At 70.3% G+C, this 17,344-nt stretch carries 15 protein-coding genes; 11 read left to right on the top strand and 4 right to left on the bottom strand.

The genetic code is table 11. From position 1 onward, the window contains the following. The first annotated feature begins 731 nt into the window (after nt 1-731). Nucleotides 732-1,997, top strand: coding sequence for an ice-binding family protein (locus AB0G15_RS32485; protein ID WP_362847106.1), 1,266 nt, complete (start codon nt 732-734; stop codon nt 1,995-1,997). A gap of 1,671 nt (nt 1,998-3,668) precedes the next feature. After that, complete coding sequence (locus AB0G15_RS32490; protein WP_362847108.1) at nt 3,669-4,472, top strand: hypothetical protein; 804 nt, start codon at nt 3,669-3,671, stop codon at nt 4,470-4,472. A gap of 439 nt (nt 4,473-4,911) precedes the next feature. On the opposite strand, the gene AB0G15_RS32495 is transcribed toward AB0G15_RS32490, so the two are convergent. After that, a complete protein-coding gene (locus AB0G15_RS32495) occupies nt 4,912-5,634 on the bottom strand; it encodes a hypothetical protein (protein ID WP_362847110.1) in 723 nt (240 codons plus the stop codon). Between the two features lie 391 nt (nt 5,635-6,025). Here AB0G15_RS32495 and AB0G15_RS32500 point away from each other — a divergent pair, with 391 nt between their 5' ends. The 4 genes from AB0G15_RS32500 (at nt 6,026) to AB0G15_RS32515 (ending at nt 9,078) form a co-directional block, all read left to right on the top strand. Then, on the top strand, nt 6,026-6,865 hold the full coding sequence (locus AB0G15_RS32500) for an AarF/UbiB family protein (protein WP_362847112.1): 840 nt from the start codon (nt 6,026-6,028) through the stop codon (nt 6,863-6,865). After that, entirely contained in the window at nt 6,838-7,035 is a 198-nt protein-coding gene (locus tag AB0G15_RS32505; protein ID WP_362847114.1) for a hypothetical protein, read from the top strand. Before AB0G15_RS32500 ends, AB0G15_RS32505 begins: the two co-directional genes overlap by 28 nt. Nucleotides 7,036-7,045: 10 nt before the next feature. Next, a complete protein-coding gene (locus tag AB0G15_RS32510; RefSeq protein WP_362847116.1) occupies nt 7,046-8,284 on the top strand; it encodes an FAD-dependent oxidoreductase in 1,239 nt (412 codons plus the stop codon). 215 nt (nt 8,285-8,499) lie between these two features. Beyond that, a complete protein-coding gene (locus AB0G15_RS32515) occupies nt 8,500-9,078 on the top strand; it encodes a GNAT family N-acetyltransferase (RefSeq protein WP_362847118.1) in 579 nt (192 codons plus the stop codon). A 25-nt stretch (nt 9,079-9,103) separates the two neighbouring features. On the opposite strand, the gene AB0G15_RS32520 is transcribed toward AB0G15_RS32515, so the two are convergent. Continuing rightward, nucleotides 9,104-10,714, bottom strand: a complete 1,611-nt coding sequence (locus AB0G15_RS32520; protein WP_362847120.1) for a hypothetical protein — start codon at nt 10,712-10,714, stop codon at nt 9,104-9,106. Nucleotides 10,715-11,040: 326 nt separating this feature from the next. Between AB0G15_RS32520 and AB0G15_RS32525 the strand changes: the two genes are divergently transcribed. Further along, a complete protein-coding gene (locus tag AB0G15_RS32525) occupies nt 11,041-11,673 on the top strand; it encodes an ATP-binding protein (protein ID WP_362847122.1) in 633 nt (210 codons plus the stop codon). Between the two features lie 4 nt (nt 11,674-11,677). Here AB0G15_RS32525 and AB0G15_RS32530 read toward each other — a convergent pair whose 3' ends face one another. Together AB0G15_RS32530 and AB0G15_RS32535 are read right to left on the bottom strand one after the other, a co-directional pair. Then, a complete protein-coding gene (locus AB0G15_RS32530) occupies nt 11,678-12,889 on the bottom strand; it encodes a hypothetical protein (protein WP_362847124.1) in 1,212 nt (403 codons plus the stop codon). Between the two features lie 123 nt (nt 12,890-13,012). Then, a complete protein-coding gene (locus AB0G15_RS32535; protein WP_362847126.1) occupies nt 13,013-13,447 on the bottom strand; it encodes a hypothetical protein in 435 nt (144 codons plus the stop codon). A 62-nt stretch (nt 13,448-13,509) separates the two neighbouring features. Here AB0G15_RS32535 and AB0G15_RS32540 point away from each other — a divergent pair, with 62 nt between their 5' ends. The 4 genes from AB0G15_RS32540 (at nt 13,510) to AB0G15_RS32555 (ending at nt 17,237) form a co-directional block, all read left to right on the top strand. Beyond that, complete coding sequence (locus AB0G15_RS32540; RefSeq protein ID WP_362847128.1) at nt 13,510-13,908, top strand: HTH domain-containing protein; 399 nt, start codon at nt 13,510-13,512, stop codon at nt 13,906-13,908. A gap of 96 nt (nt 13,909-14,004) precedes the next feature. Continuing rightward, on the top strand, nt 14,005-15,075 hold the full coding sequence (locus AB0G15_RS32545; RefSeq protein ID WP_362847130.1) for a hypothetical protein: 1,071 nt from the start codon (nt 14,005-14,007) through the stop codon (nt 15,073-15,075). Nucleotides 15,076-15,195: 120 nt separating this feature from the next. Next, nucleotides 15,196-15,705, top strand: a complete 510-nt coding sequence (locus tag AB0G15_RS32550; protein WP_362847132.1) for a hypothetical protein — start codon at nt 15,196-15,198, stop codon at nt 15,703-15,705. A gap of 158 nt (nt 15,706-15,863) precedes the next feature. After that, on the top strand, nt 15,864-17,237 hold the full coding sequence (locus tag AB0G15_RS32555; RefSeq protein WP_362847134.1) for a serine hydrolase domain-containing protein: 1,374 nt from the start codon (nt 15,864-15,866) through the stop codon (nt 17,235-17,237). Nucleotides 17,238-17,344 lie beyond the last annotated feature (107 nt).

Genomic DNA, 17,344 nt, shown 5'->3' on the forward strand with positions numbered 1-17,344 from the left:
GGAGTAGTAGGGGCCGAAGAAGTGCTTGCCGGAGGTCTGGGCCTGCTGCGTGGCGGCCACGGCGGTGCCGGTGGAGGTGTCGGCGGAGGCGGCGGAGGCGGCGGGGGCCGCGGCGATGCCGGCCAGCAGGGAACCGGCCAGGGCCGCTCCGGCGAGAAGGGTGCGCGTGGTGCTCATCGTCATGCTCCTGTGCGGGTGGTGGAGGGGTCGTGCCGTTCGGACACCACGGACACTAGAAACAGTCGAGACTTCCTTCTGCGCAGGAATGCACACTCGCGGCTGAAAGTGCACTATTACGGATTTAAGCTCTTCCGCAGTCGATGGTCCCGTGTAGCCATGCTGCGCGACGTGCCGGCAGGGCTCTGCGTCGGCGAACCCGCGCCCGGCGATCCGGGCCTCGAACGGACCCTGGGTCGTGAGGCCCCTCCGCTCCTCCGCGCAGCTCCATGCGCGCTACGAGTGGTCACCCGGCGGCCTGTTTCCACCTCATGAGGATATTGGCTCGTTCACAGTGGAATGCCGGAAAATGACCTTTGTTCAGCACCTGGACGATCAAGGGTGCCACTGGATTGCATGGCGATTTTATCTTTTCTCCAGAAACGGCACCAAGTCTTTGTCTTCCGCATGTCGGATGACAAGGAGCCAAAATGTCGATCAGTAAGGTCTGAGGGTATGACGCGTCATCGGTAATGCGCCTGAGCTGAGCCGTACCAAAGGAAAAGGGCAGTTTGATGACAGACGCCGGTCGTCCTCGCCTCGTACCAGGAAACATCGTCGGTTCCCTGCGGGTGTGGGTCCTCGCGGTCCTGGTCGCGACAGGAGGCATCGCCGCGACACCGTGTACCGCGAACGCGTTGGCGACACCGGTCGCGCTGGGCTCGGCCGCCGACTTCGCGGTACTGGGCGGGGCCTCTGTCACGAACACCGGGCCCACTGTCGTCACCGGAGATCTGGGGATCAGTCCGGGCGTCGCGGTGACCGGCTTCCCGCCCGGCACCCTGGTCGGAACCCTCCACGTCGCCGACGCCGTCGCCGCCCAGGCTCAGACGGATCAGCTCGCCGCCTACAACGACGCCGCCTCCCGCACCCCTGACGCCACCATCCCGACACAGCTCGGTGGGACCACCGTGACCCCCGGCGTCTACGACTCCGCCGCGGGCACATTTCAGATCACGGGAAACGTGACGCTCGACGCCCAGGGCGACCCCAACGCGGTCTTCATCTTCCAGGCCGCCTCCACGCTCATCACCGCGGCCGCCAGCACGGTGACCCTCATCGGGGGAGCACAGGCGTGCAACGTCTTCTGGCAGGTGGGCAGCTCGTCCACCCTGGGTGCCAACACCGACTTCTCCGGCGACATCCTCGCGCTGACCTCGATCACCGTGGGCACCGGTGCGACCGTGGACGGCCGGACCCTGGCGCACAACGGCACCGTCACGCTGGACACGAACACCATCACCCTCTCCACCTGCGCGGGTCCTCCCGACAGGTCCACCACCACCACGGTGAACTCGTCATGCGCCATCAGCCAGCAAAGCCCGATCACCTTCACCGCGGCGGTGAGATCTCCGGCCGGGATCGTCCCCACCGGCCCGGTCGAATTCTTCGGTGACGGAGTGAGCCTGGGCACGGCCCAACTCGACGGCACAGGCCACGCCGAGTTGACCGTCGCCCCTCTCTCCGAAGGTGTACATGAGATCGTCGCCGTCTTCCCCGGCACGACCGAGCTGGACGGCAGCACGTCACCGGTCTTCATCCAGGCCGTCGACTCCCAGGGCTTCTGCCTGGTAGAGGAATGTGGGCCGACGTGCGGCGGTGAGTCTCAAGCCAGGGTGCTGTCCACGACGGCGGAGCGTATGACCTGCCCGTCACGCCGGCCCTCCGCGAACGTAACGACCACCGACGACCCCCTGAGGGTTTCCCGCCTTCACCCGCGAAGTGCGCCGAACGCTTTCGCTGTGAATTCAATGACCCGCAGGCCGAAGATCGCACCATGAAGTCCTTGTGCGCATGAATATGAACCTTGATGGGCTGTTATCCATTATTTTCCCGTCATTGTATTATCAATTTACGGTTCAGCGGCCGGGTCAATGTATTCTGGAGTATTTATCGGGTATCGCATGATCACTGCCCACGCGTCACAGAGGCTGCCCTCGAGACCCCGAACGACACGGAATGACATGAATTCCAGCGATAGCAGACATGCCGTGATCTCATGGCTCGGCAGGCGCGCCCGAAATCGGAGTGTTGCGGTAGTCCTCGTTAGCGTTTTTTTCCTTACATCATTTCAAGTGCCGACGTATATACTCAAGGAAAAACTGGCCGGTATCCACCTGATCGCACAGGTCAAGGAGGGAAAGCCGGTCTCGTCCTGCCCTCCCGTTGCCACCTCCCGAAGGCCACGGGTCCATGCGAGAGGTCATTGCCGGAAGAGATGCTGCAGGCCATGTAGGTGTGGGGACAAGCTTTGCGTATGCCCGCGTGGCCCACGCGGACCGGAAGGCAGGAAAGGACCCAAGGGCGCAACGGGTCGAACCGGCCTGTACGGCCCTCGGGGCCCAGAAGGTCCCGCAGGTGCGACTGGCATGCCAGGAGCCACCGGCCCGGAAGGGCCGGCAGGTGTAACGGGTCCGGCAGGGCCGCAAGGAGAGGTCGGTCCAGCAGGGCCCGAGGGACCTGTGGGTGCGACGGGTGCAGCCGGTGCGGCGGGTGCGACAGGTCCCGAAGGACCAGCAGGACCGGTAGGTCCCGCAGGTGCAGTCGGTGTGATGGGTCCGACAGGGCCGCAAGGGGAGGTCGGTCCGGCAGGGCCGGAGGGTCCGGCGGGCGCGACCGGTGTGGCGGGCCCTGAGGGGCCAGTGGGTGCGACGGGTGCGACAGGTCCCGAAGGGCCGGTAGGTCCCGCGGGTGCGACGGGTCCGGTGGGGCCGCAAGGAGAGATCGGTCCGGTAGGGCCAGAGGGACCCGTGGGTGCAACCGGTGCGACAGGCCCCGAAGGACCGGCAGGCCCTGCAGGTGCAGCCGGTGTGACGGGTCCGACAGGGCCGCAAGGAGAGATCGGTCCAGCAGGACCGGAAGGACCCGCAGGTGCAGTCGGTGTGGTGGGTCCGGTGGGGCCGGAGGGTCCGGCGGGCGCAACCGGTGCGACGGGTTCGGTGGGACCACAAGGAGAGATTGGTCCGGTAGGGCCCGAGGGACCCGTGGGTGCGACGGGTGCGACAGGTCCCGAAGGACCGGCGGGTCCCGCAGGTGCAGTCGGTGTGATGGGTCCGGTGGGGCCGCAAGGGGAGGTCGGTCCGGCAGGGTCGGAGGGTCCGGCGGGCGCAACCGGTGCGACGGGTTCGGTGGGACCACAAGGAGAGATTGGTCCGGTAGGGCCCGAGGGACCCGTGGGTGCGACGGGTGCGACAGGTCCCGAAGGACCGGCGGGTCCCGCAGGTGCAGTCGGTGTGATGGGTCCGGTGGGGCCGCAAGGGGAGGTCGGTCCGGTGGGGCCGGCGGGAGCGATTGGTGCGGGGGGCCCCGAGGGGCCTGCGGGTGCAACCGGTGCGACGGGCGCGACAGGCCCTGAAGGACCGGTGGGGCCGCAAGGAGAGATCGGGCCAGCAGGACCGGAAGGACCTGCGGGTGCAACCGGTGCAGTCGGTGCGACGGGTCCGGTGGGTCCGGTGGGTCCGGTGGGGCCGCAAGGGGAGGTCGGGCCGGTAGGACCGGAAGGACCTGCGGGTGCGACCGGTGCAACCGGTGCGACGGGCGCGACAGGGCCCGCAGGGCCGCAGGGAGAGACCGGACTTCAGGGACCTCCGGGAGCGACCATCTGCTGTACCGACACGTGGGGCGTCATCGGCCGCGAATCGGATGGCGGGCCGAGTGCCGTCTACCGTGTCGGCCCGTATGAGCGGGATCCCGTCACCAGCTCATCGGCCACCGTACCGCCGCCCTATGGCGTCGGCAGCCTGGGAATCATCGTCGGAGACAGTCCGGATGAGATCACTTTCGGTAACGAGACGGATTTCGCGGAGTTGTCGATCAGTGATCTCACGATCTTGAGGTACTGGGCGTACGCGGGAGCCGACTCTCCGGCCGAGGTCTCCGTGCCGGGACTGAGCATAGAGGTCGATCCCAATGTGGGCTCGGCGGACTACGCGACCTTGGTCTATCTGCCTGGCACCTCTACCAGCCCGTCGGCTCCCGATTCCCAGCTGCCCAACGCCTGGCAGCAGTACGACGCCGGCGCGGCCGGCAGCCAGTGGTATGCCACCGGAGCGACGGGCGTTTTGATCAACTGCACTCTGGCTTCTCCGTGTTCGTTCGACGAGCTCAAGGCCGCGCTGCCGGATGCGGTGATCACGTTGAGTCTTGGGTTCAGCATGGACACCCCTTTCATCGGCGCGATCGACGGACTGCAGGTGAACAACACGGTCTATGACTTCGGGCCCCTTGGAACACGGAAGCTGGTCGCGACACCTTAGGTCTGTTCACGGTCCGGACCGTCAGGGTGTGGATGCGCCCGCGCGGTACGGTCTGGTCCCGGTGGGCCGCGGGACGCGGCGGGTGGTGATCTCATCGACAAAAACGGGCCATGACCGGAGCCCGTCCGCCACCGGGGCGAGCATCGAAACCCCGCTTCCACCGGGCGAGCCGAGCGGGCAGGGACGGCCTCCCACCCGCTGAGGGCCAAGGCGGCCAGGCCGATGTCCCCGCTGAGGGCCAAGGGCGGCCAGGCCGATCGATGTCGTTGAAGCGGTGGATCACATCGCGGACGATGTCTTCGTCGGCGGCCGCCAAACGGGCGACGACCGATCCGGCCACCACACCTTCATGTTCCGGACCGGCTTCGAAGGCCCACCTCCAACCGGCCCAGGGACACGACCGGGAAGTGCGTCCCGGTGAACGTTCCCGGTCCTAGCGCTAGTTGCCCCAGCCGAGAAGCCAGACCTGACCGTTGGCGCCGTAGCGGTTCTTCTGCCACGGGTACATCCGGGCGGAGCACACACCTGTGAAACGGCTGTAGGCCGTGCAGAAACGCCATCTGTCGGTGACGTCCCAGACGTTCCAGCCGACTCCGTAGGCCTGGATGTTCTGGCAGCCCTCGTAGATGTAGGTGGGAAGGCTCGTGCTCCCGGTGCAGCCGGCCGAGGTGTACGTGACCTGGAAGCCGTCGCCGCACCAGGTGTGATAAGCGCTTCCCTGGAGAGCGGGATATCCGTACGTCGTCGTGAGATACCAGCAGCCCGTCGCGAAATCGGCGGGACCGGTGGTTCCCGTCCGTTTCGCGGGAGTAACGAGATCACTGGTGAATTTACCCTGGGACGTGTCGATGATGCTGGGAACCGTTTCCTTCTGGCGGGACATGTCGATGTATTCATCGAGTCCCTTTCCCCGGATCTCGGCGGCCGTCAGGGCTCGTACGGTGGGCCTGGGGGGCGGTGCCACCTCCCCGGGCTGAGGTGCGGGTTCCCACGACCGGGGGGTGACTTCCCAGGGCTGGGGTGCGGCTTCACCGGGCTGGGGTGCGGGCGGGTTGTCCGGAATGCCCGGCGGTGCGGGAGAGAAGGCCCCGAGGCTCAGGACGGCCGCCACCGCGAAGGCGCAGTTGACCGTGACTCGGGCGAATCGTCGCTTCAATGGCATACGGCATGCTCCTTATCAAAAAAGCGCGCCATGGACGGAGCTCGTCGACATCTCCGTCGGCGGCGCGATCTTGATGGCGTGGAAAATATATACGCCCTCCTTTGAGGGGGGATCGAATTCCGTTTCCGGCGGGGTAAACGAAAATTTCCTCGCCCTGTCATCCGAGAGTGTTGATGTCCTCTCCGGTCCGCGAGGCCACTCGCCGGACCGTTTCGACCCGCCCGGGACTCCCTCGTTCTCAAAACGGGTGATCTAGTCTGTTCGCCGTCAACCGCACCCTCGTTCCACGGCCCGCGCGCCACGGGCCGGGGAGCGTGCCGAGACCTCGCCCACACAACGAACGCGACGGAGCGAACGGAATGAACGTGACCTTCTGACGCCCCTGGCGCTCGTGATCGGTGTGCTTGTCCTGGTGACCGCGTTCACGGTGGCCGCGCGGCGCCTGCTCGACCTGCGGTCCGGGATCGTCCGCACGCTGCTGGCCGGGACATTCGTGGTCCTGATCGCCGGCCCGCTCATGAAGGCGTTCGCGGGGGCGGTGGCCCCGGACGACCCCGGTGTCACCCCGATCTGGTTCTTCATCCTCGCCGTGGTCTGCGCCCTGCTCGCCGGGCTGGTACCCCTGGTGATCGCCGAGGCCCTGATACCGTCCGGATCGCTGCCGGGACCCCGACCTCGGCGCGCCCTCCAGCAGGGCCCGGCTGGAGGGTCGTTGCGTGAGGCCCTCGACGACGGCGGGGTCACGTTCGTGAAACTGGGCCAGATCCTGTCCACCCGGAGCGACCTGCTGGCGGTGGAGTTCGTCGAGGAGCTGCGCCTGCTGCAGGACGGCGCGGCCTCGGCGCCGTGGACGGAGATCGAGCCGGTGCTCGTGGCCGAGCTGGGCGGACCTGTGGAGGAGACGTTCGCCGATTTCGACCGCGAACCGCTCGCCGCCGCCTCGATCGCGCAGGTCTACCGCGCCAGGCTGCGGACGGGCGAGGAGGTGGTGGTCAAGGTCCAGCGCCCGGGCATCGCCGGCGTGGTCGAGCAGGACCTCGACATCATCGACCGCCTCGCCCACTCGCTCGAAAGACGTACCCGGTGGGGGCGCGCGTTCGGCGTCACCGCCCTGTCCGGAGGATTCGCCGACGCGCTGCGGGAGGAACTCGACTTCCGGTCGACGGCTCGCTGCGCGACTCGCTGGGGCGCCTGCTCGGCGCGATGGACCGGGGGGACCCGCTCGGGGTGAGCGACGCCCTGCTGGAGGTGGTGCCGCGGCCGGACGAGATCGACGAGCGGGGGCTGGAACGCGAGCTCGGCCGGTTCATGGCCCGGCACCTGCTCGCCGGTACCGCCCCGGACGTGCAAACGACCTGCCGCTTCCCGCGATCGTTGGAACCGGTGGGGGAATCGGAGTAGGAAGGGACCCATGACTACCGAGCAGACGTTCGTCATCGTCGGAGCGGGCCTGGCGGGTGCCAAGGCGGCGGAGTCCCTGCGCGAGGAGGGCTTCGAGGGCGGGATCACGCTGATCGGCGCCGAGACCGAGCCTCCCTACGAGAGACCCCCGCTCTCCAAGAGCTACCTGCTCGGCAAGGAGGAGAAGGCCAAGCTCTACGTCCACGACGAGGACTGGTACGCCGCCAACTCCGTGGAGCGGCTGCTCGGGCGCCGCGCGACGGGCCTCGACCGGGCCGCGCGCCATGTGGAGCTCGACGACGGGCGGCGTGTCCGGTACGACAAGCTGCTGCTCGTCCCCGGCTCCTCCCCGCGCCGCCTCGACGTGCCCGGCGCCGACCTGGACGGCGTGCACTACCTGCGCAGTCTCGGCGACTCGGAGCGGCTGCGCGAGGCCGTCCGCGACGGCGGCAGGAGGGTGGTCGTCGTCGGCGCGGGCTGGATCGGGCTGGAGACCGCCGCGGCCGCCAGGGAGTACGGCTGCGAGGTGACCGTCGTCGAGCCGAGGGCGGTGCCGCTGCACGCCGCGCTCGGCCCCGAGCTGGGCGCCTTCTTCGCCGACGTGCACCGGCGCCACGGCGTCGACGTACGGCTCGGCCGCGAGGTGACCGGGATCCTCGGCCCCGGGCACGTCCGCGCGGTCGCCACCCACGACGGCGAGGAGATCCCGGCCGACATCGTGATCGTCGGCGTCGGTGTGAGCCCCAACACCGAACTCGCCGAGCGGGCGGGCCTGGCCGTGGACAACGGGATCCTCGTCGACGAGTCCCTCCGCACCGACGACCCCGACGTCTACGCCGCCGGTGACGTGGCCAACGCCTTCAACCCCCTGTACGGCACCCGCATCCGCGTCGAGCACTGGGCCAACGCCCTCAACGGGGGAGTGGCCGCGGCCAGGGCCATGCTCGGCCAGAAGGTGGTCTACGACAGGCCGCCGTACTTCTTCACCGACCAGTACGACGTCGGCATGGAGTTCTCCGGCTGGTTCGCGCCCGGCGGGTACGACTCCGTGGTCGTCCGGGGGGAGCTGGAGTCGGAGGCCTTCCACGCCTTCTGGCTCTCCGGCGGACGTGTCGTGGCGGGCATGCACGTCAACCGGTGGGACGAGGGCATCTCACCGGCGCAGGAGCTGATCCGCGGCGGCGCGACCGTCGCCCCCGACCGGCTCGTCGATCTCTCCGTACCGCTGGCCGACCTCGCGAAGAGCTGACCCGCTCCCGTCCCCTCGCTCTCGCCCCTCTGCGGGAAGCCGGTCCCTCGCGGGAAGCGGTCCCTCAGCGGGAAGCCGGTCCCTCTTGCGGGAAGCCGGTTCCCTCCCGGCTTCCCGCTCTCACTGTCTCCCCGTGAACCGGAGCGGCTACCACGCCCGTCCACGGGTAAAAAATCCTCGGGGGAGGGTGGTGAGACGAAGGCGAGGAGACGGGCATGACCGACACGGCCCCCACCGGCAAGTTGACCATAGAGACACACGGCCGCCGGGAGGCGCTCGCGCTGGCCGGGACGATCTGCGATCTCTACGAGGCGGTGTTCTCGCTGCCCCCGTTCGACGGGAAAGCCGCGGAGTTCGCCAACCAGCGCTCCTACTTCCCCCGGCTGGTCGACCGGCCGGGTTTCCGGCTGACCACCGCGCGGTCCGGGGCGGAGTTCGTCGGGTTCGGGTACGGACACCTGCTGCCGGCCGACACCCGCTGGTGGAGCGCGCTGGCAGAACCGGTCGGCGAGGAGTTCGCGGCCGAGACCGGGACCAGGACGTTCGTCGTCATCGACTACGGGGTGCTGCCCGACCGGCGAGGCGCCGGAATCGGGCACCGGATCCACGACGAGCTGCTCTCCGGATCCGGGGCCGAGCGGGCCACGCTCTCGGTACAGCCCAAGGCCGTGCTGACCCGGGAGCTCTACCGCAGGTGGGGATGGCGGAAGGTGTCCGAGAAGCTGATGGACCCGCCGATCCCCGCCCCGGTCTTCGAGATCCTGGTGCTTGAGGAGATGCCCGGGGTGCGCTGAGCGGTCGCGACGGGCCGGAAAGCCGTCAGGCGATGAGCTGGAAGGTGTGCAGCTTCTCGTCCAGGGCGGCGACCTGGCGGGTCCTCGCCCACGGATTCAGCGTCTCGCGGACCTCCACCACCGAGCGGGCCAGCCGAGGCGAGGTGTTCTTGCAGGTGAGGCGAGCGGCCTCGCCGATCTGCTCGCACGCCTCGTCGATGGCGCGCAGCCGCAGGTGCCCGCGCGCCAGATCCAGGCGGCTGAACGCCATGTTGCGGACGAACGCCGGATCGATCCGGGCCAGGGACCGCGCGGCCATCTCGACGGCGGTCTGGGCGTCGCCCATGTCCAGCAGGCACTTGGTCCTGGTCGACAGGCACTGGCCGTCGCCGTAGAAGTAGAGAAGCTTCGCCCCCACGTCGCCCTCGCCCGCGTGGCCCAGCTCGCGGCGGGCCTGGTCGAGGCTGGTCATGCACCGGGCGTGGTCCTTGTGACGGTCGTTCTTGGCCGAGCGGCGCAACACCGCCGAGTAGGCGCGGGCCCCCACGTCGCACGCGTACGACACCAGCAGCTTGCTGTTGGCGCGATGCCCCCAGGCCAGCGCCCCCAGCGCGTGCTCGACGCCCTGGCGGGGGTCACCCCGCCAGGTCGCCAGCTGCGACCAGTTGGCCAGCACGAAGCTGTTCATCGCGTCGTCGTCGGCCTGGTGCGCGGCCACCTTGGCCTGCTCGTAGTAGTGGTTCGCCCCGTTGAAGTCGTTGAGGTTGAACAACACCCAGGCGGTGAACCGGCAGATGTTGGCCAGCAGCGACAGCAACCGCTCACGCACCTCGTCGTTCGACGCGGCCGGGATGAGCGACCGCACCAGGTGGTGCTGGGCGAGCACGGTCCCCAGCACCGACTGGGGGCCGAGGGTGTCCTCCTGCCGCATGCAGTGGTGCAGCACCGCGTCGATGTGGTCGACGGTGGCGTCGTCCACCCGGGACGGTTCGGCGGCGATCAGGGCGAGCCGGTCGAGCTCGTCGTCGTTGAGCCGGGCCAGCAGCGGAGAGGCCGCCGCCGCGGCGGCGGCGGCCCTGATCAGGGCCAGGACGTCGCGCCGTTTCATGGTCGCCGCCCACTGGGCGAGCGCCCGCACCAGGGCGTCGTACTCCTCGTCGCGCGAGGTCCCGAACTGCACGGGTCCCGTGGGCAGGGTGGGCAGGGCGGCCAGCACCCCCCGGATGTCCTCGGGGCCGAGGCTGCCCGCCGCCCCGGCCGCGACCGGCGCCCGCCCCCGGGACCGGACGGACGGTGTGTTGTGCTCGTCGGCATCGCGGTGGTCTTCACCGTCGACCAGGTCGGCGGTGCGGCACTGGTAGATGCGGGCCAGCCGGTTGAGCCCGGCGATCGGCGGCTCGTTGCCGGTGGGGCCGGGCCACGCTTCCCACGACCCGAGTTTTCGGGTCGTCAGTGGCTCGTTCGGCCAGTACTCGTTCCATAGATGGCAGACCTTGGCTTGTGTCAGGCGATGCGCCTCACGGAAGCCCTGGCGGGAGTTCAGGCGCCAGCGTCGCTTGAACTCAGCGGCGACCTCGGCCCACGTGAAACCACGCTCGCGAAGCTCAGCGCTGAAGGCGTCCATCTGCTGCTTGACGCTGCGCGGTGCACGTGGCATCGGCTCGGCCCCTCCCGGCGGGTTCTCCGGCGGCGATTCTTCGGGCTGAACGTTACTGGTCGCTCACGTTCGGTGACGGTCGAGTGCAGAAACCGGCGATCAGATCACCGCTCCCTGCAATGCCGTCGCTCTTCGGGGCGATGTGATCTCTGAGAGTGACGAACAGACTCGGTGCCGTCGCCTGTTTCCAGCACGCTCCGTACAGCAGGGTTGAGACAACGCCGGAGCCGTCGGATTCGTGTGGTCTCAGCGCTCGGGCGGGGGCGTCCCCATTCTGCGCCGGGGACGCGCGACCGAACCTTCGTTGAACTTCCCTGGAGCCATCAATGACCGTGCTCCCCGTCGAACGGCCGGGACCGATGCACTCACCGTTTCACCCTGATCCGGACACCACCGACCACCTGCCACTGGACGCGAACGAGCTGTGGCTGGCGGCGCAGCCGGCCGCGGCCTCCCGGGCGCGCGACTTCACGCGTGCGCAACTGCTGGTGTGGGGCCTGGAGGAACTGTCCGACCTCTGTGTCCTGGTCGTCTCAGAGATGGCCACCAACGCCATCAAGGCCACCGCCACCCCGCCCGCCCCGTACGGCTACACCTGCCCGTCCGCCTCCGGCGGCCACCCGCACACCGCCGTCTGCCCGCCCACCTGCGCCCGCGCGCGGACCGCTGGCCCGGACCCGATCCTCCTGCGGCTCCGCCTCACCACCGCGGGCCTTTTCGCGGAGGTCTGGGACGGCTGCGACGGCTCGCCCGAGGTCACCGACGCCGGGGAGGACGACGAGAGCGGCCGGGGCCTGCGGCTCGTCGGCATGTGCACCGACGAGTGGGGCCACTACCGGTCACCGGGCGGGGGAAAGGTCGTCTTCGGCCGCTGGGCCCTGCCGTCCGCCTGGCACATCCCGGACGTGCTGCCCCCGCGGCCGTACGCGTACTCCCGGACTCACGCGGCGCGCGGGTGATCTCTCACCCGCGCGGGGTGTACGCGGGGTACGTCGCCCGGTCCACGTCCGCGTCCGGCCACCGGCGGCGCAGTGCCTGTGCCGCCCGGCGGGCCCATCCGGCCAGGTGGGGCAGGGCGCGATGGTTCTCGGCGGTCCACGCCGCGGCGTCCAGGGTGAAGATCAGCTGGAGTCGGCTGTTCTCGCCCGGCACCCGGGCGTCGAGCGTCGGGAAACGGGTGAGGCGGCCGGCGGCCCAGGTCAGGCACGCCGCGGCCAGGCCGAAGCCGAACAGGCGATCGTCGTCCGCCTCCGGTACGCCCCTGGCCAGCGCGCGGCGGTAACCGGCCTCCAGGCCGGTCGCGATCGGGTCGGACACCGTCAGCCACGCCGGGCCCGGCACGTACAGGCACACGGCCGAGGTCAGGGTGTGCCGGTAGCCGGCGAACTCGAAGTCGATGAGCCGCCCGTCGCCGTCCGCCGTCAGGAAGTTGTTCGCCTCGGCGTCCCCGTTGGTCAACGCCAGGAAGGGGCCCGGGTCGGCGAGTTCCGCCAGCAGCCGCGCGAGTTCGGTCTCGGCCCGGCTCGGCAGCGCGACCCCGAACCCCGCGGCGTGCTCCACGGCCCGCCGCCACGCGTCGGTGTGCGGGCACGCGAGGTCGACGACCACGGCCGGTCGTCTCGCGAGGTAGAGCTCCGCGTGCCCGGCCGTGGCCGCGCCCAGTTCGCCCAGCGCCCGCGCGAAGGCCGCCAGCCCCGCCGGTGGAGGCACCGCGCCGTCGCGGCGCAACACCTGGTCCAGCGGCGTGCGGGGGGCGAGGTCCTCCAGAACCAGGAGCGACGCCGCCATGTCGTCGGCCAGCACTCTGGGGGCGAGGTCGAGCCCGAGGTCCTCGGACAGGAAGCGCAGCGCGGCCCGCTCGGTCACCACCTGTCTCGCGTCCGTGCGTGATCTGGACGGATGGACGCGCAGCCACTTCACGATCACCGACGCGGGCGGCCCCGGGTTCGGCCCGGCCGGGCGCGCGGATGGTTCGTGATCCGGCCCGGCCGGGTGCGTGGGCGGCCCGGCCTCCGGTCCGGCCAGGTGTGCGCGCAGGACCGCCCACGGGGCCAGGTGCTCCACGCGGTCCAGCACCACCGGCACGCCGAACGCCTTCGCCAGCAGCGCCTCCAGGCCGGACCGATCGGGCAGCGGAAAGCTCGGCGCGGGAGGACCCGCGGGGGGCGTCGGCATCCTGGCAGGGTGCCAGCCGGGGGCGCGGCCTTCAACCGGTTTCCCGCCCCGGCCGGTTCGGGGTGCCGAGGCGGGCGTCGTGCCCTCGACGGGTTTCGTCTTCCACCGGCCGGCGCCGACGTCTCAGGCTCCGAATTCGGCGGCCGGGATCGGGACGACCACGTGGATGGCCAGATTGTCGCCGGTGCCGGTGTCCGTCCCGATCCCCGTGTCGCCGCCCGTGTCGCCGTCATCACCGCGGAGGGTGTAACGGTAGTACCCCTCCGCTCGCGTGACGCCCTCGGCATCGAGATACTCCCAGCGCACTTTGACGTCGACGAGCCGTTCGGTGATCCGGGTCGTCTCGCCGATCGTCGGGCGTATCTCGGTGAGCCCCTGGGCCCGGTAGCGTTCGGCGGCTCCGGCGAAGGCGTTCTTCACGTCGGACGCCTCGGCGACGGCCTGCGCGCTCTCGTCGCCGAGGATCAGGGAGGGATACCCGTAACAGGCGGCGATACCGTCGAGGTCCCCCGCGGTGAGAGCGCCGGCGTACCGGAAGAGGAAGGTTTTGATCTCCATGGCTCGACCCTAGGCTGGAGTGACCGACACGCCCGTGTCGGTCATGGCGAGAGGATTCCCCGATGCCGGCGGCGCGGAACCACTCCGCCGAGTCGATGGACCAGCATCTGGTCCTGCGCCGGGTGGAACGCCAGCACGCGCTCATCGAGGCACTACGGGCCCGTGCCCCGCGTGCCACCACGGGTCACCTGCTCGCCGAGCGGCTCGGCGTGGCCGTACGCACGATCGAACGTGACATCGCCCGGCTACGGGACGCCGGTGTGCCCATCACCGTGCGGTCCGGACCCGGCGGTGGCTACCGTCTTGACACGTCCTCCAGCCTCGCCCCGCTGTCCCTCACCCCCGGCGAGGCCGCCGCGCTGGTGGTCGCCCTGGCCGCCGTCGGCCCGTACGCCTCCGCCAGCGCCCGCTCCGCGATGGACAAACTCCTCGCGGCACTCCGCGCCGCCGAAACGCCCTAGGTGACGACGTGTTTTCCGAGCCGCCGACCCGTGGGTTTTCCCGGCCGGGCCGGACCAGGGTTTTCCCGTCCGGCGCACGATGGGCAGAATGCCGGGATGGATGCGATCCTGCGGGCCGCGGGCGAAGTGGTGGGCGTCGAGCTGTCCGATCCGGTGGACCTCGGGGGCAGCCCGCGCAGCGTCGTCCTGCGCTGCCGGACGGCTTCGGGCGGCAGCGTCATCGTCAAGAAGTTCGGCACGGAGCCCGAGGGACTGCGCGCCTTCGCCGCGGAGGCCGCCGGGCTCTCGCTGCGGCTGGCCGGTCCCGAACTGCTGGGCGTGGACGACTCGGTCCCGCTGCTGGTGATGGAGGACCTCGGGTCCGCGCCGACCCTGGCGGACGTGCTGCTCGGCGACGATCCGCGGGCCGCCCTGGACGGCCTGTCGGCCTGGGCTCGCGGGCTCGGGCGGCTGTCCGCCGCGTCGGTGCACCGGCGCGCCGACCTGGCCTCCCTGTCGGCCCGGTACGGCAGGGGCGTGCCGTCCTGGGACGAGGAGCCGTGGACCGTACGGTACGCGGCCGGGTTTCCCTCGGCGCTCGCCGGGATCGGGGTCGAGGCGCCGCCGGGGCTGGCGGGTGAGCTGGAGCGGATCGCGGCGACGGGAGCGGACGAGTATCTCGCCTTCACCCCCGGTGACACCTGCCCGGACAACAACCTGCTCACTCCGGACGGCCTGCGGCTGCTCGACTTCGAGTCGGCCTGCTACCAGCCGGTCTTCATGACGGCCGCGTACTGCCGGATGCCCTTCGCCACCTGCTGGTGCGTCTTCACACTGCCTCCCGGCCTGGCGGAGAAGATCGAGGACGCCTACCGCGCGGAGGTCGTCGAGGCGTATCCGGAGCTGGTCGAGGACGAGATCTGGCAGCCCGGGGTCCGGCGGGCGGTCGCGCTCTGGACGGTGTACATGACGACCGAGCTGATCCCGCGCATGGCGAAGGACGCGCCGACGCACAGGGTCCGGCGTCCCGTCCCGACGCTGCGGCAGCTGCTGAGGCACCGCTGGGAGATGGCGAGCACCCTGCAGGAGTTCCCGGCCTTCGCGGAGACGATGCGGCTGCTGCTGCGGGAGGTCTCCGGCGGCTGGGACGTCCCTCGCCTGCCGGGCTATCCCGCGTTCGGCGGCTGAGGAACCGGGTCGTCCACAGATCCGGAGTGACAAGCCACCCGCATCTCTGGATGACAAACCGCCCGTATCTCAAATGTCAGATATTTGCGTTATTTCAGTTATGTAGGTAATATCGGCGATATGGACTACGAGGCCGAGCTTGCCTACGCCGACGAGGTCGGCCGCCATTTCGCGCGGCAGAACGGCCTGCCCCCGATGACCGGCCGGGTGGCCGGGTGGCTTCTCATCTGCGATCCGCCGCAGCAGACCATCGCCGAGCTCGGCGAGGCGCTGCGGGCCAGCCGCACCGCCGTCAGCGGCGCCGTCTCCATGCTCGAGGAGTGGTCCTGGATCCAGCGCTCACGCGCCGCCGGTGAACGCGTGGACCGCGTCAGCCTCCATCCCGCGATCTGGCTGAGGATGGTCGACAAGCCCTCGGAGTACGTCTCGCTCGGCGCGCTCGCGCACCAGGGCCTCAAGGTGCTGGACGAGGCGCCCCCGGCCCGCCGGGCGCGCCTGCTCGAGGGTGCGGCCTTCGCCGAGTTCCTCGTCGAGCGGATGCCCGCGCTCGCGGCCGAGTGGCGCGAGCGCCGCGACGCGCTGCGCGCCTCCGGCGCACTGCCCGACGACGCCGGGACGAGCCGGCCCTAGCCCGACGTCACCGGACCGCCCACGAGGACGGTTCCCCCTTTCCCTCCGGCCGGTGCTCCGACGGCACCGGCGTTGTCCGCATGCCCCGGCTCGCGTCCCCGCCCGATCGGCGGACGCCTCGCCCGGGATCCGGCCCCGTCGAACCGAGGAGATCCCCCATGACTTTCGACTCCGCCCGCTGGCAGACCCGGATCGACGAGCTTCGCGCCGCCCACCGCGTGCCGGGGGCGTCGCTGGCCGTACTGGCCGACGGGAACGTCCACGAACTGGCCAGTGGTGTGCTGCACCGGGCGACCGGGGTGGAGGTGACGACCGACTCGGTGTTCCTGTCCGGCTCGCTCGCCAAGGTTTACACCGCGACGCTGGTGATGCAGCTGGTCGACTCCGGCGAGCTGGAGCTCGACACGCCGGTGGTGAGCGTGCTGCCGGAGTTCGCCACCCCGGACCCGGAGGCCACGAAGACGATCACGATTCGCCGGCTGCTCAGTCACACCGGCGGCCTGACCTGCGACTTCAACTACGACTCCGGCCGTGGCGACGACTGCCTGGCCCGGTACGTCGAGGCCGCCAGGGAGGTGGCGCCGGACTGCCCGCCCGGGACGGCACTGTCGTACAGCAGCGTCGGGTACGTCGTGCTGGGCCGCGTCGTCGAGGTGCTGACCGGCCTGACCTGGGACCGGGCGCTGAAGGAGCGGCTTTTCGCCCCGCTGGGGCTGGAGCACTCGATGACGCTGCCCGAGGAGGCGCTGCGGTTCCGCGTCGCCATGAGCCACCTGGGGGAGCCGGGCGCCGACCCCGACCCGGCCCCGGCCTGGGACCTGATGCCGCGCTCCGCCGGGCCGTACGGCAGGGTCATCATCTCCGCGGGCGACGTCGCCCGGTTCGCGCGGGCGCATCTGGACGGCGGCGTCGCCCCCGACGGCACCCGGGTCCTGTCCGCCGGCGCCGCCGAGGAGATGCGGCGGCGCGTGGTCGACAGCCCGGACAGGTGGACCGTCAGCGCCGACGGCTGGGGCCTGGGCTGGACCCTGTACGACTGGGACGGCGTCCCCGGCTTCGGTCACGACGGCGCCGCGATCGGCCAGTACTCCTACCTGCGCGTCGTCCCGCACGCGGGGGTGGCCGTCGTCCTGCTCGCCAACGGCGGCGGCACCGGCGGGCTGTACGCCGACCTGTTCCGGGAACTGCTGGGTGAGCTGGCCGGGGTGCGCATGCCGGACGTCTTCGCACCGGCGGCGAACCCGCCCGCGGTGGACATGACGCGGCTGGTGGGCACCTACCGGCGCGAGGGCGTCGTCACCACCGTCACCCAGGACGACGACGGCGCGCGCATCCGGTACGAGTTCGTCGACGGCATGAAGGACTTCTCCCCGCCCCTGGAAATGGACCTGGTGCCGGTGTCGGAGACGGTCTTCGCCGCCTCCGGCGGTCCCGCCTTCGGGGGTGAGCACATTCCCGTGGTCTTCTCCACCCTGACCGACGGCACCGAGTGCGTGTACATCGGCATGCGCGTCACCCCCAAGGTCGCCTGAACCCCGGCCGGAACATGCTCGATCCGGCCCGCCGTCGCCTGCGCCGGTCGTGCCTGCGCCGGTCGTGCCTGCGCCGGTCGTGCCTGCGCCGGCCAGGGCGGCCGGGC

Source organism: Streptosporangium sp. NPDC023825 (assembly GCF_040639575.1).
Classification (GTDB): domain Bacteria; phylum Actinomycetota; class Actinomycetes; order Streptosporangiales; family Streptosporangiaceae; genus Streptosporangium.

Excerpts from the sequence above, each read along its gene's own strand:
- AB0G15_RS32485 (WP_362847106.1), top strand. The coding sequence starts at position 732 with ATGACAGACGCCGGTCGTCCTCGCCTCGTACCAGGAAACATCGTCGGT.
- AB0G15_RS32495 (WP_362847110.1), bottom strand. The coding sequence starts at position 5,634 with ATGCCATTGAAGCGACGATTCGCCCGAGTCACGGTCAACTGCGCCTTC.
- AB0G15_RS32505 (WP_362847114.1), top strand. The coding sequence starts at position 6,838 with ATGGACCGGGGGGACCCGCTCGGGGTGAGCGACGCCCTGCTGGAGGTG.
- AB0G15_RS32510 (WP_362847116.1), top strand. The coding sequence starts at position 7,046 with ATGACTACCGAGCAGACGTTCGTCATCGTCGGAGCGGGCCTGGCGGGT.
- AB0G15_RS32515 (WP_362847118.1), top strand. The coding sequence starts at position 8,500 with ATGACCGACACGGCCCCCACCGGCAAGTTGACCATAGAGACACACGGC.
- AB0G15_RS32520 (WP_362847120.1), bottom strand. The coding sequence starts at position 10,714 with ATGCCACGTGCACCGCGCAGCGTCAAGCAGCAGATGGACGCCTTCAGC.
- AB0G15_RS32525 (WP_362847122.1), top strand. The coding sequence starts at position 11,041 with ATGACCGTGCTCCCCGTCGAACGGCCGGGACCGATGCACTCACCGTTT.
- AB0G15_RS32530 (WP_362847124.1), bottom strand. The coding sequence starts at position 12,889 with ATGCCGACGCCCCCCGCGGGTCCTCCCGCGCCGAGCTTTCCGCTGCCC.
- AB0G15_RS32535 (WP_362847126.1), bottom strand. The coding sequence starts at position 13,447 with ATGGAGATCAAAACCTTCCTCTTCCGGTACGCCGGCGCTCTCACCGCG.
- AB0G15_RS32540 (WP_362847128.1), top strand. The coding sequence starts at position 13,510 with ATGCCGGCGGCGCGGAACCACTCCGCCGAGTCGATGGACCAGCATCTG.
- AB0G15_RS32545 (WP_362847130.1), top strand. The coding sequence starts at position 14,005 with ATGGATGCGATCCTGCGGGCCGCGGGCGAAGTGGTGGGCGTCGAGCTG.
- AB0G15_RS32550 (WP_362847132.1), top strand. The coding sequence starts at position 15,196 with ATGGACTACGAGGCCGAGCTTGCCTACGCCGACGAGGTCGGCCGCCAT.
- AB0G15_RS32555 (WP_362847134.1), top strand. The coding sequence starts at position 15,864 with ATGACTTTCGACTCCGCCCGCTGGCAGACCCGGATCGACGAGCTTCGC.